The organism is Ramlibacter paludis (assembly GCF_022012305.1).
GTDB lineage: Bacteria > Pseudomonadota > Gammaproteobacteria > Burkholderiales > Burkholderiaceae_C > Ramlibacter > Ramlibacter paludis.
Genome location: NZ_JAKLTM010000007.1, coordinates 94,127 through 106,500 on the forward strand (window position 1 = coordinate 94,127; position 12,374 = coordinate 106,500).

13 protein-coding genes are annotated in these 12,374 nt (G+C 68.1%); 5 read left to right on the forward strand and 8 right to left on the reverse strand.

Features of this window, described 5'->3' with window-relative positions:
- Nucleotides 1-10: 10 nt before the first annotated feature.
- The 3 genes from LZ009_RS21015 to LZ009_RS21025 all read right to left on the reverse strand — a co-directional run bounded on the left by LZ009_RS21015 (nucleotide 11) and on the right by LZ009_RS21025 (nucleotide 2,964).
- The gene (locus LZ009_RS21015) at nucleotides 11-1,216 is read right to left on the reverse strand and encodes a hypothetical protein (protein WP_275699938.1); all 1,206 of its coding nucleotides are present in this window, start codon (nucleotides 1,214-1,216) and stop codon (nucleotides 11-13) included.
- A 260-nt stretch (nucleotides 1,217-1,476) separates the two neighbouring features.
- Nucleotides 1,477-1,974, reverse strand: a complete 498-nt coding sequence (locus tag LZ009_RS21020) for a hypothetical protein (RefSeq protein ID WP_275699939.1) — start codon at nucleotides 1,972-1,974, stop codon at nucleotides 1,477-1,479.
- A gap of 18 nt (nucleotides 1,975-1,992) precedes the next feature.
- Nucleotides 1,993-2,964: a DUF11 domain-containing protein gene (locus LZ009_RS21025; protein ID WP_275699940.1), complete on the reverse strand. Its 972-nt coding sequence runs from the start codon at nucleotides 2,962-2,964 to the stop codon at nucleotides 1,993-1,995.
- Between the two features lie 389 nt (nucleotides 2,965-3,353).
- Between LZ009_RS21025 and LZ009_RS21030 the strand changes: the two genes are divergently transcribed.
- The 4 genes from LZ009_RS21030 (at nucleotide 3,354) to LZ009_RS21045 (ending at nucleotide 7,022) form a co-directional block, all read left to right on the forward strand.
- The gene (locus tag LZ009_RS21030; protein WP_275699941.1) at nucleotides 3,354-4,502 is read left to right on the forward strand and encodes an alpha-hydroxy acid oxidase; all 1,149 of its coding nucleotides are present in this window, start codon (nucleotides 3,354-3,356) and stop codon (nucleotides 4,500-4,502) included.
- Nucleotides 4,503-4,578: 76 nt separating this feature from the next.
- Nucleotides 4,579-5,772 (forward strand): Y-family DNA polymerase, encoded by a 1,194-nt coding sequence (locus LZ009_RS21035; protein WP_275700074.1) that lies wholly within the window; start codon nucleotides 4,579-4,581, stop codon nucleotides 5,770-5,772.
- A gap of 126 nt (nucleotides 5,773-5,898) precedes the next feature.
- Nucleotides 5,899-6,153 (forward strand): hypothetical protein, encoded by a 255-nt coding sequence (locus tag LZ009_RS21040; RefSeq protein WP_275699942.1) that lies wholly within the window; start codon nucleotides 5,899-5,901, stop codon nucleotides 6,151-6,153.
- Nucleotides 6,154-6,188: 35 nt separating this feature from the next.
- Entirely contained in the window at nucleotides 6,189-7,022 is an 834-nt protein-coding gene (locus tag LZ009_RS21045; protein WP_275699943.1) for an enoyl-CoA hydratase-related protein, read from the forward strand.
- Between the two features lie 10 nt (nucleotides 7,023-7,032).
- Here LZ009_RS21045 and queF read toward each other — a convergent pair whose 3' ends face one another.
- The 5 genes from queF to LZ009_RS21070 all read right to left on the reverse strand — a co-directional run bounded on the left by queF (nucleotide 7,033) and on the right by LZ009_RS21070 (nucleotide 10,965).
- Nucleotides 7,033-7,878, reverse strand: a complete 846-nt coding sequence (gene queF / locus LZ009_RS21050; protein ID WP_275699944.1) for an NADPH-dependent 7-cyano-7-deazaguanine reductase QueF — start codon at nucleotides 7,876-7,878, stop codon at nucleotides 7,033-7,035.
- A 267-nt stretch (nucleotides 7,879-8,145) separates the two neighbouring features.
- The gene (locus LZ009_RS21055) at nucleotides 8,146-9,030 is read right to left on the reverse strand and encodes an alpha/beta fold hydrolase (RefSeq protein WP_275699945.1); all 885 of its coding nucleotides are present in this window, start codon (nucleotides 9,028-9,030) and stop codon (nucleotides 8,146-8,148) included.
- Nucleotide 9,031: 1 nt separating this feature from the next.
- Nucleotides 9,032-9,889, reverse strand: coding sequence for a 2OG-Fe(II) oxygenase (locus LZ009_RS21060; RefSeq protein WP_430300402.1), 858 nt, complete (start codon nucleotides 9,887-9,889; stop codon nucleotides 9,032-9,034).
- A gap of 2 nt (nucleotides 9,890-9,891) precedes the next feature.
- Nucleotides 9,892-10,677, reverse strand: coding sequence for a peroxide stress protein YaaA (gene yaaA, locus LZ009_RS21065; protein ID WP_275699947.1), 786 nt, complete (start codon nucleotides 10,675-10,677; stop codon nucleotides 9,892-9,894).
- Nucleotides 10,678-10,686: 9 nt separating this feature from the next.
- Nucleotides 10,687-10,965: a hypothetical protein gene (locus LZ009_RS21070; RefSeq protein WP_275699948.1), complete on the reverse strand. Its 279-nt coding sequence runs from the start codon at nucleotides 10,963-10,965 to the stop codon at nucleotides 10,687-10,689.
- Nucleotides 10,966-11,025: 60 nt separating this feature from the next.
- On the opposite strand from LZ009_RS21070, the gene hemA reads away from it, so the two are divergent.
- Complete coding sequence (gene hemA / locus LZ009_RS21075; protein WP_275699949.1) at nucleotides 11,026-12,294, forward strand: glutamyl-tRNA reductase; 1,269 nt, start codon at nucleotides 11,026-11,028, stop codon at nucleotides 12,292-12,294.
- Nucleotides 12,295-12,374 lie beyond the last annotated feature (80 nt).

Here is a 12,374-nt window from a genome sequence, read left to right on the forward strand (position 1 = left end):
TCGGTTCAGATCAGTTGATCTTCACCTGGAAGGTCACCGACACGGTGTCGCCCACCTTGAGCTCACCGGCGCTGTACGTCGATTCCGCCGGCAGCGCGACGCCGAAGTCGATGGTCAGCGCGCCCGCGTTGAAGCCGGCGCCGTCGCTGTCGCTGTTCGACGTGGTCAGGTACTTCGGATAGCTGGCGGCCGGACGGTTCGCGAACACGACCTTGAAGCCCTTGCCCGCGCCGCTCTGCGGCACCATGCCGGCAGCGCAGTTGGTCGCGGCGCCCGCACCGGTGATCAGGTCGGAGTCGAAGGACAGGTTGGTGTTGAGCGTGTCGTTCAGCTGGGTCAGCGTGGCGGAGGCACCGCCGTTGTTGGTGATGCTGATGGTGTACGCGGCGTAGGAACCCGGGATGTTCTTCGGCGCGGTAGAGCCGTTGAACGGGTCGCACACCGCCGTCACCGTCTTCGTCACCGTCAGGGCTGCCGTGGCGACACGGTAGGCGCTGCGGGCGCTGTAGTTCGCGGCGAACGAGGCATCGTCCGTGCCGGCCAGGTCGGCGAAGACGATGTCGACCACGTTCGGGTCGTTGGTCGCGGACTGCGTCAGCGCGGTCAGGCCGTTGCTGCCGGCAGCGCGCGCGGTGGCCGTCAGCGAGATGCCCGACACGTCGCCGTTCAGCTGGCCCAGCGGGATCGTGCAGGTCACCTTCACGGTCGCACTGGCGTCGGGCGCCAGGTTGCCGATGAAGTTCTGCGCCAGGTTGGTCGGCCCGACGGCGAACGCGCAGGTGTTGACGTCGAAGTTGTCGGTGTAGCTCGACGCGCCGACGGTCACGCTGGTGGTGTTCGCCAGGTTGGCGGTCGCCAGCGAGAAGTCCTGCGTGTTGTTGCCGGTGTTGGACACCACGAAGGTGGCCGTGACCAGGGTCTGGCCCGCGACGCCGCTCACCGGCGACGAGTCCGTCGTGCTGACGGTCAGGTTCACCTTGTTGTCGACCACGAAGGTGGTGGTCGCGCCGGTGGCGTTGGTGCTGCCGGTCGGCGCCGAAGCGATCGACGGCTGGGCGACGGATCCCACCGAGTACGACAGGGTCGCCTTGTTGCCGATGCTGGTGCCCGCCTGCGTGCCGGCGGCGTTGACGTTGCCCGTGACGAGCAAGGCCGAGACGCAAAGGGTCGCAAGCGCCCCTCCTCGTCCCAGGAATGTCTTCAAGACTGCTTTCATGATGATTCCCTCAAAAAATTTCAGTTGTTGCTAAGGAGAAATTGCGGAAAGAGGAGTCGGCCCTGGTGCCTTTGCCGGCGGACCGCAGCCGCCGGGCGGGCCGCAGCCCCTGGGCGGGCCGCACCCCCCCGGTGGGCCGCAGCCGAACGGAAGCGAGCGCAGCCGCCGGAGCACCCGGCGGCTGCGCAGGGGCGGGCAAGCGACGGGACGCCGGCTGGTGGGGTTCACCTGGGCGGCCACGGCTTGCTCCGGCTGCGAGATCAGTTGACCACCACGCGGAAGCCCACCACGCCCTGCTTGCCGGGGGCAAGCTCGCCGCGGTAGACCCAGCGCACGTGGGTCATTTCGGAGATGCCGGCGGGGCGTTCCTTGCCGTCGGCGCCGATCACCTTGACCTTGTCGGCCGCGGCCCAGGTCTTGCCGCCGTCGGCGGAGAAGGTGATCTCGGTGTTCTCGCCGAAGGCGCTGCCGCCGACGAGGGTGGTGTTGGCCGGCAGCGGGTTGACGACGGCGATGTTGCCGGCGGCGCGCTTGCCGACGTTGCGGAAAGTGGAGGTGTAGATGATCTCGGCGCCGGGGATGCTCTTGGCGACCGGCACGCGCTTCTTCTCCACCTTGCCGTCGGCGGCCTTGACTTCGACTTCCTGCTCCGCGACGTTGCGGAATTCGATGTCGCCGCCTCCGGCCTGCGCGAACGCGCTCGCGTGGAAGGCAGCGGCAAGCGCAAGCAAGGCTGCGATGACGATGTGTTTTCTCATGGTGCTCTCCTGGTGGTGTCAGTTGACGGTGGCTTTGAACTCGATGACGCGGGTGGCGGGAACCGCGAGGGTTCCGAAACTGGCCTGCACGGCGCCGTTGGCGAAACTGGCTTCGTCGCCGTCGGCGGCGTCGGTGCGCACGGCGGTGTCGACCGTGATGCTTCCGGGGACATAGGTGACCTGCGCCGGCAGCGGGTCGTTGACGGCGACGTTGTCGACGGTTCCGGTGCCGGTGAGGGTGATGACGAGGCGGTAGGTCACGACGCTGCCCGGCATGACGCGGGTGCCGCCGCGCGGGTCGCGCACGTTGACGACCGACTTGGCCAGGCCCATCGACGCGCCGGCGACCAGGTAGCTGCCGCTGGCGCTGGCGCGGCCGTTGCCGATGCCGGCCACGACCTGGACGCCGCCGAAGGTGCCGAGTGCCGTACCCGGCGCGGCGGTCGAGGCGCCGGGCGTGGTGGCGGTCGCGGTGAACCCCACCTTGCCGAAGGAGCCGGTGGCGATGCCGGCCGGGATCTGGCTGGAGACGTAGACCTGGCGGCTGGCGTCGGCGGCCAGCACGATGTCGTTGGCGCCCGGCGCGTAGAGGATGTCGGCGTTGGGGCCGGTGCGCTGCAGGCCGGGCTGGGCGCCGCTTTCCAGCCAGATCGCGCCGTCGGTGGCACTGGCGGGGTCGAACTGGTCGCCGCCCTGCACGTTGTCGCGGCTGAGCGCGAAGGTTTCGGTGCCGTTGCCGGTGTTGCTGACCACGAAGGCCAGCGGCTTGGAGCTGTCCGGGGAGGTGGCCGGAACGGCCGCGCCGTCCTGCCAGGTCACGGCCACGTTGACGACGCGGGCCACCACGATGGGCAGCGAGACGGCCGTGGCGCTGCCGGGGCGGCCCTCGGCGGTGTAGGTCAGGGTGGCGGTGTTGCCGATGACGGTGCCGGCGCCGGTACCTGCGGCCCAGGCAAGCGGCGCCCAGAGCGCAGCGAGGGCGGTCGCCAAGCGCACCGCCCAAACCCAAGCCCAACGCGTCCGATCTCGTTCTGGATACACAACTTCACCGGCAATGGAGCAATTTCCCTAACCAGCCTTCCGATTCAACCCGACAGCAGGAAGGCTGGCACAATGAAATCGTTGGTCCGTCGCTGTGTTACGGCTCATCCGTTGGGATGAAGCAACAAGCACAAGGTTACAAATCCGGGCCTAGATTTCTAGAAATGTCACATGTGACACATCCGGAAACAATTATAGGGAAAGTGCCTAAATGGCCGCGTCCGTCCATGGACAAAGCGCCACCGCTCATCGTCGAGAACGGGCGTTTCCGTGCGGATTACCGGATTTCGGCGGATTGACCAGCCGGTAACATCCGGGCAAAAGCCGAGGAGGATCGTTTGCCCGTCATCACCAACATCGAGGACCTGCGCGTCCTGGCCCAGAAACGGGTGCCGCGCATGTTCTACGACTACGCGGATTCCGGCTCCTGGACCGAGAGCACCTACCGGGCCAACGAAGCCGACTTCGAGAAGATCCTGCTGCGCCAGCGCGTGGCCGTGAACATGGAAGGCCGCAGCACGCGCACGACCATGATCGGGCAGGAGGTGGCGATGCCGGTAGCCATCGCGCCGACCGGCCTGACCGGCATGCAGCATGCCGACGGCGAGATCCTCGCCGCAAAGGCGGCCAAGAAAGCCGGCATCCCGTTCACCCTGTCGACCATGAGCATCTGCTCGCTGGAAGACGTGAGCGAGGCGACCGGCCGCCATCCCTTCTGGTTCCAGCTTTACGTGATGCGCGACCGCGGCTTCATCGAAGCCCTGATCGACCGCGCCAAGGCCGCCGGCTGCTCGGCGCTGGTGCTCACGCTGGACCTGCAGATCATCGGCCAGCGCCACAAGGACCTGAAGAACGGCCTGTCGGCGCCGCCCAAGCTGACCCCGGCCAACATCCTGAACATGATGACCAAGCCCCGCTGGTGCCTGGGCATGGCCGGCACCAAGCGGCGCCAGTTCGGCAACATCGTCGGCCACGTCAAGGGCGTGGAGAACATGGGCTCGCTGTCCGAGTGGACGGCCAAGCAGTTCGACCCGCGCCTGTCGTGGAAGGACGTCGAATGGATCAAGAGCCGCTGGGGCGGCAAGCTGATCCTCAAGGGCGTGCAGGACGTCGAGGACGCCTACCTCGCGGCCGAATCCGGCGCCGACGCGGTGATCGTCTCCAACCACGGCGGCCGCCAGCTCGATGGCGCGCCGTCTTCGATCTCCGCCCTCCCCGCGATCGTCGACGCCGTCGGCGACCGGATCGAGGTGCACATGGACGGCGGCATCCGCTCCGGCCAGCACGTGCTGAAGGCGGTGGCGCTGGGCGCCAAGGGCACCTACATCGGCCGCGCCATGCTGTACGGCCTGGGCGCGATGGGCGAGGAAGGCGTGGACAAGGCGCTGGCGATCATCCGCAACGAGCTGGACCTGTCGATGGCCTTCTGCGGCCGCACCGACATCAACACCGTGGACCGCGGCATCCTGCTGCCGGGAAGCTACTGACCCCACGCCGCGGGCACCGCCCGCGGCTTGCGACAATCCCGCGGTGAGCAAGATCCGCCGCATCGCCCACCTCGACATGGACGCCTTCTTCGCGTCCGTCGAGCTGCTGCGCTACCCGCAGCTGAAGGGCCTGCCGGTGGTGATCGGCGGCGGGCGGCGCACGGTCGACGAGATGCTGCGCGAGCGCTTCGCCGACCGGCCGCTGGCGAAGATTCCGCCCGAGGCCTTCCCGCTGCTCAAGGACTACGTCGGCCGCGGCGTCATCACCACCGCCACCTATCCCGCGCGCCAGTTCGGCGTCGGCTCCGCCATGGGCATGATGAAGGCGGCCAAGCTGTGCCCGCAGGCCATCGTGCTGCCGGTGGATTTCGACGAGGTGCGCCGCTACTCGCGCGGCTTCAAGGCCATCATCCGCGAGATCGCTCCGCTGGTGGAGGACCGCGGCGTGGACGAGGTCTACATCGACTTCACCGACGTGCCCGGCGGCCAGCGCGAAGGCGGACGCGTGCTGGCCCGCCTGATCCAGAAAGCGATCTTCGACGCGACCGCCCTCACCTGCTCGATCGGCGTGGCGCCCAACAAGCTGATCGCCAAGATGGCCAGCGAATTCAACAAGCCCAACGGCATCTCCATCGTGTACGAGGCCGACGTGCAGACGAAGATCTGGCCGCTGGCGGTGCGCAAGATCAACGGCATCGGCCCGAAGTCGGAGGTGAAGCTGCACAAGCTGCACCTGCACACCATCGGCGACATCGCCGCGCAGTCGCGCGACTGGCTGATCGACAACTTCGGCCAGGCCTACGGCGCCTGGATGCACGATGCCGCCTGGGGCCGGGACGACCGGCCGGTGGTGACCGAGAGCGAACCGGTTTCCATGAGCCGCGAGACCACGTTCGAGCGCGACCTCCATGCCGTGCGCGACCGCAAGGAACTCGGCGACATCTTCACGGACCTTTGCACGCGGGTCGCGGAAGACCTGCAGCGCAAGGGCTACGTCGGGCGCACCATCGGCATCAAGCTGCGCTTCGACGACTTCCAGACGGCGACACGCGACCTCACGCTCGACGACTACACGGCCGACCCGGCCACCATCCGCCGCGCGGCCGGCCAGTGCCTCAAGCGCGTGGACCTGGCGCGCAAGCTGCGCCTGCTGGGCGTGCGCGTCGGCAAGCTGGCCAAGGCCGAGGAGCTGAAGGCCGCGGCGGCCGCCGCGCCGGAGCAGCCGCCCCACGTGGCCGAGCAGACCCTGGACCTGTTCTCCGGCACCTGAAGATCGCCAAAAGGAGGGAGCGGTTCGGGCTGGCGGCTGACATTGCCCCTTTGGGAATTGACGCACTCTTACGCGCAACTTACAGTGAATTCCACCAGTCCTGCCGACCGGCACTGGAGAGCGCATATGAGCCTCGACGAACTGCAGCGCATCAAGCAATGGCACCTGCGGCACCGCGACCACCCGGTGGAGAGCCACCTGTGGGACGCGATGCTGACCTTGTGGCTCGCCGGCTGGGTCGGCTGGATCCCCGCCTTCGCCTTCGACGCCCTGTGGGCCGCGCCGCTGTGCGCCATCGCCATGTCGGCGCCCACGCTGTACGCGACCTGGCGGCTGCGCGCGCACCAGGCCCGGCGTCTTCGTTGCGACTGGGCCCGGTAGAAGCGTGCGCTAAAGTGGGCTCGAAGGAGCCCGCCATGCAATGTTTCCAGCTCACGGTGGAGCGGCAAGTCGCCCACCTCGTCCTGAGCCGTCCGGACGCGATGAACACCATGCACCCGCAGTTCTGGCGGGAGCTCGACGAGGTCCTCGCCCAGCTGCACCGCGACCCGGGTGATGCGCGCGTGCTGGTGCTGTCGTCGACCGGCAAGCACTTCTCCGCCGGCATGGCGCTCGAGGCTTTCGGCGGCGCCATCACGATGGACGACAGCACGGCCGAAGGCCGCGCCGCGATCTTCGACCTGCTGACCGACATGCAGTCGACCTTCACCCGGCTGGAGACGCTGCGCATGCCGGTGATCGCGGCGATCCAGGGCGGCTGCGTCGGCGGAGCGGTCGACCTGGTCACGGCCTGCTGCCTGCGCTACGCGACGCGCGACGCCTTCTTCTGCATCCAGGAAATCAACATCGGCATGGTGGCCGACGTCGGCACGCTGCAGCGCCTGCCCAAGCTGCTGCCGATGGCGGTGGCCAAGGAAATGGCGTACACGGGACGGCGCCTGCCGGCCGCGCGCGCCGCCGCGCTCGGCCTCGTCAACGAGGTGTTCGAGACGCCGGCCGAAATGATGGATGCGGTGATGCAGTGCGCCGGCGAGATCGCCGCCAAGCCGCCGGTGGCCATCTGGGGCAGCAAGCAGGCGCTGCACTATGCGCGCGACCACTCGGTCGACGACGCGCTCAAGCAGATGGGGTGGCTGCAGGGCGCGATCTGGAGCAACGCGCACGTGCGCGAGGCGATCATGTCGGGCAAGGAAAAGCGCGCGGCAACGTTTCCCGGACTGCAGGCGCTGCAGTCCTTCCGCGAACTCTGACGCGTCCCGGCTACTGGCGCGCGTTGCGGATGTTGGGCGGCAGCGCCAGCGGATGGCTCGCGCGCAGCGGATTGATGTCCAGCCCGCCGCGCCGCGTGTAGCGCGCATAGACCGACAGCCGCGTCGGGTGGCAGTGCCGCCACACGTCCATGAAGATGCGCTCGACGCACTGCTCGTGGAACTCGTTGTGGTTGCGAAAGCTCACCAGGTATTGCAGCAGGCGCTCCTGGTCGATCGGCGGGCCGACATAGGAGATCTGGATGCTGCCCCAGTCCGGCTGGCCGGTGACCAGGCAGTTGCTTTTCAGCAGGTTGCTGGTGAGCGTCTCTTCCACCGGCGTCTCGCCGGCCGCCGCGCGCAGCAGGTGCGGCGCCGGTGTGTACTCGGTGCATTCCACGTCCAGCCGGTCGAGGCTGAGGCCGGCCAGTTCCTCCACCCGTTCGTTGTCGAACACGTCGGGCAGCAGCAGTCGCACGCCGATGGTCGATGGCTGCTCGGCGCCGCGCCACACCGCCTCGCTCATGTCCGCGCGCAGCCGCGCCCGCACTTCGTCGGCCGACGCGAACTGCGTGTTGCTGAAGCTGCCCAGGTACAACTTGAGCGACTTGCTCTCGATGATGTTGGGCGTCTCGCAAGGGACGGTGAAATGCGCGATGGCCAGCTGCGGCTTGCCGCGTGAGTTCAGCCAGCTCAGCTCGAACGCCGTCCAGAGGTCGGCGCCGAAGAAAGGCAATGCACCGGTCAGCCCCAGTTCGGCGCGCTTGCTTGCGCGCTCGATCGGATAGAGCTGCGAGGGGTCGTAGTGATCGGGATAGCTGGTCGTCTTGCCCAGCGTCGACTGTTCCGGCGAATTCATGGCCTAGGTTAACTCGAAAAAATCGCAGGCGATTTTTTCGAGTTGCCTGATCAGTGTGAAGAGGACCGGCAAAGCCGGATCCTCTTCACAGGGGGGACCGCGCTGCATGATATTCCGCGCGATCCTCGAAGTGTGCCGCCCCCCGCGCAGCGGCACGTGGACCGGACGGAGCATCGCGCAGACCGGTCTCCATTGCGAAGGGGAACCGGCTTCGCCGGGCCCCTTCGCACTGATCAGATCACTGAAAAAAGTCGCTTGCGACTTTTTTCAGTGAAGGCAGTCCAGGTGCGCGAGCAGTGGTGGCAGCAGGCGCTCGACCACGCCAAGCGGGAGGTCATGGCCCATGCCGGGCACGGTCACGAGGCGCGCGCCGGGGATGCGCCTGGCCGTGTCGGCGCCGCAGGCCAGCGGCACCAGCGGATCGTCCTCGCCGTGCAGCACCAGCGTCGGCACCCGCACGGCCGCCAGCTGGTCGGCGCGGTTCACGTCGGCAACGATGGCCGTCAGCTGCCGCAAGGAACCGGCAGGATGGTGGTTGCGCCGGACGGCGGCCAGCACGCGCTCGCGCAGGTCCGGCTCCGGAATCGGAAAGCCCGGGCTGCCGATCAATCGGAAGACCTTCACTGCATGGTCGACGATCGCGCCCTCGCTGCGGTCGCGCGGCCGCCCCAGCAGCGCGCGCTGCACCTTGGGCGTCGGCCCCGGCAGGCGCCGTGCGCCGCTGGAACTCATGATGCTGGTGAGCGTGCGCAGCCGCTGCGGCGCCGCGATCGCCATGCGCTGCGCCACCATGCCGCCCATGCTCGCGCCCACCACGTGCGCCTGCTCCACGCCCAGCGCGTCCAGCAAGGCCAGGCCGTCGCGCGCCAGGTCTTCCAGGCGATACGGCGAACGCACCGGCAGGCCGAGGCGCAGCTTGAGGCTTTCCCACAGGATGTTGGGCACGCCGAGGTGGTCCAGGTGCGCCGACAGGCCGATGTCGCGGTTGTCGAAGCGCAGAACGCGGTAGCCTTCGGCGGCGAGCGCGTCCACGAAGGGCTGGGGCCAGGCAATGAGCTGCATGCCCAGGCCCATCACCAGCAGCACCACCGGCCCGCCGGCAGGCCCGCTTTCCTCGACTTCGAAATCGAGCCCGTTGGCGCGGACTTTCACTTCACTCGAAGCGCCGTTCGCGCAGCCACTTGGTGGCGATCCACTTCTCGCCCTCGATCACCGGCTGGCCGCCGTGCAGCGTGCGCGTGGAAGGGTGCGGGCGCTCGTAGCTGAAGAAGACGGCGTTGCCCTTGCGCGGCGCGACTTCCAGGTGGACATCGGGAAACACGGTGCCGCCGCCCTTCTCCGGTTCGGCCAGGTACATCACCAGGGTGCCCACCCGCTGGCCGCCGCGCTTCACGATGGTCGGCGTGCCCGGCTCGGCGGGATCGAAGTAGTCGTAGTGCGGCTTGTATTCGGCGCCGGGGCCGTATTGCAGGATCTGCAGGCCTTCGCCGTTCTCTTCGGGCCAGTTCACCAGCCGCGCGATGCGCTGCTCGATGCGGCGCACGAGTTCGTTTTCGCCGCGCTGGAAGAACATGCCGTTGCTGGTGCGGTCGGCATTGACCTCTTCGCCGCCGGTCTTGGTCGCCACCGTCAGCGAACGCGCGAGCCGCGGCTTGGCCAGTTCGATCAGCTGCTCGCATTCCTCGTCGGACAGCAGTCCCCCGAACACCACCACGCGCGGCGCGCCCATGGACTGCAGCACGCAGACGCGGCGATCGCCGGCATCCAGGTACAAGGGCGATTCGTCCAGGCTGGGTTCGGGCACCGGCACTGCCGGCGGCAGCCCGATGGCGACGGCCTGGGCCTCCAGGTGGGTGCGCAAGGTGCTTTCCATGGCCTCCACGGCCACGTCCTCGCTCCACCCGGAAGCCAGCATGGCCTGCAGCACCGATTCCGCGCTGTGGCCTGCTGCGGCCTGCGACACGATCCACTCGCGCAGCTCGGGGGTCACCTGCTGCTTGCTAAAACTCACGCTCACTGAACCACCTCCTCGCTGCGGCGCCGGAACACCAGCCGATCGGGCTGGGAAGCGGCGGGGTCGAAAGCATACCCGTCCAGGTCGAAGCCTTCCAGCTTGCGCGGGGTGGCTATCCGGCGGGTGATGGCATAGCGCGCCATCAGGCCGCGCGCCTTCTTGGCGAAGAAGCTCACCACCTTGTAGCCGCCGGGCTTCCATTCCTCGAACACGCATTCGATCACCCGCGCCTTCAGCGCCTTGGTGTCGACGGCCTTGAAATATTCCTGCGAAGCCAGGTTGACCACCACCGGCGTCTTGTCGGCGGCCAGGTCGCGATTGAGGTTTTCCGCGATGCGGCTGCCCCAGTAGCGGTACAGGTTGGGCGCGGCGCCGACCTTCAGCGCCGTGCCCATCTCCAGGCGATAGGGCTGCATCCAGTCCAGGGGCCGCAGCACCCCATAGAGGCCGCTCAGGATGCGCAGATGCTGCTGCGCCCAGTCGAGATCGGCCGCCGGCAGCTCGCGGCCACGCAGGCCGTCATAGACGTCGCCGTCGAACGCCAGCACCGCCTGGCGCGCGTTGCGCTCGGTGAACTTGGGCGTCCAGGCCTGGTAGCGCGAGGCGTTCAAGGTGGCCAGGGCATCGCTGATGTCCATCAGGCTCGCGATCTGGCGCGGCGACTTGCGGCGCAGGACTTCGATCAGCCGCTCGGAATCCGTCACGAATTGCGGCAGCGTGTGTGGCAACGGCGCCACCGGCGTGTCGTAATCGAGCGATTTGGCGGGGGACAGCAGGAACAGCATGGCGGCCGATTATCCGCGCCAGGCCCGGCCGGCCAGCCACTGCGCGCTGGCCACGGCCAGCACCATCGCGGCGTAGCTGGCCATCTTGCCGTCCCGCCCGAAGTACCACAGTCCAAGCCCCAGGGCGGCCAAGCCAGCTAGGAAGTTGATAGCGAACAAGGCCCACCAGGCGGGGCGCGGCGCTCCCCGGGGCAGCAGCCAGCGGCCGGCCAGGGCAAGCAGCAGGGCCACCGCCAGGGCCGGCAATGCGAAGCTCAGCACGTGCTTGAAAAGGTCGAGGGCGTTCAAGATGAAGGAATTGATCCAGGCTAAGTGCTTGATCTGCCGCGGAATTTTATAATTCGCCCCATGGCAGTCTGGGCATTGGGCATCAACCACACGACGGCGCCGCTGGATATGCGCGGGCGCTTTGCCTTTGCCGTCGACCAAATCGGCCCCACGCTGCAGTCGCTGCGAGGCAGTTTCGACGCCCGCGGCCGCGCGCCCGAGGCGGCGATCCTGTCCACCTGCAACCGCACCGAGATCTACTGCGCCAGCAGCCGCATCGAGATCGAGCCGACCATCGAATGGCTGGCCCATTCCGGCGGTGTCGCCCCCGGCGTGCTGCGCAGCCACTCGTACATGCTGCAGGACGCGCAAGCCGCCCGCCACGCCTTCCGCGTCGCCAGCGGGCTCGACTCCATGGTGCTGGGCGAGGCCCAGATCCTGGGCCAGCTGAAGGACGCGGTGCGCGCCGCCGAGGAAGCCGGCGCGCTTGGAACCACCTTGAACCAGCTGTTCCAGCGCTCCTTTGCCGTCGCCAAGGAAGTCCGCAGCTCCACCGAGATCGGCGCCCATTCCATCAGCATGGCCGCCGCCGCCGTGCGCCTGGCCGCCCAGTTGTTCGAGGACCTCGGCCAGGTGCGCGTGCTGTTCGTCGGCGCCGGCGAAATGATCGAGCTGGCGGCGACCCACTTCGCCGCGAAGAACCCGAAGTCGATTGCCGTGGCCAACCGCACGCTGGAGCGCGGCGAGAAGCTCGCCGGCCGTTTCGGCGGCGAAGTGCTGCGCCTGGCTGACCTGACCAGCCGCCTGCACGAATTCGACGTGGTGGTGAGTTCCACCGCAAGCCAGTTGCCGATCATCGGCCTGGGCGCGGTGGAGCGCGCCATTAAGGCGCGCAAGCACCGCCCGATGTTCATGGTGGACCTCGCGGTGCCGCGCGATATCGAGCCCGAGGTGAAGCAGCTGGAAGACGTCTACCTGTACACGGTGGACGACCTGGCCCACGTGGTGCAGACCGGCCATGCCAACCGCCAGGCCGCCGTGGCGCAGGCAGAGGCCATCATCGATGCCGGCGTCCAGAGCTTCGTGCATTGGATGGACCAACGCGGCGCCGTCCCCGTCATCCGCCAGCTGAACGCGCAGGCGGACGAATGGCGCGCGATCGAACTCGCGCGCGCCCGCAAGCTGCTGGCCAAGGGTGAGGACGTCGATGCGGTGCTGGAAGCGCTGTCGCGTGGCCTCACGCAGAAGCTGCTGCACGGCGCCATGGCCGAACTGCACACCGGCGACGCCGAAGCGCGGCAACGCGCGACCCAGGCGATCGAGCACTTCTTCCTGCGCAAAGAGCGTTAGCGCCGTCCTGTCGTGCCGGGCTCGTCCCCGGCATCCACAGCGCCGGCCCGCCGCCCTGGATTGCGGGTCAAGCCCGCAAT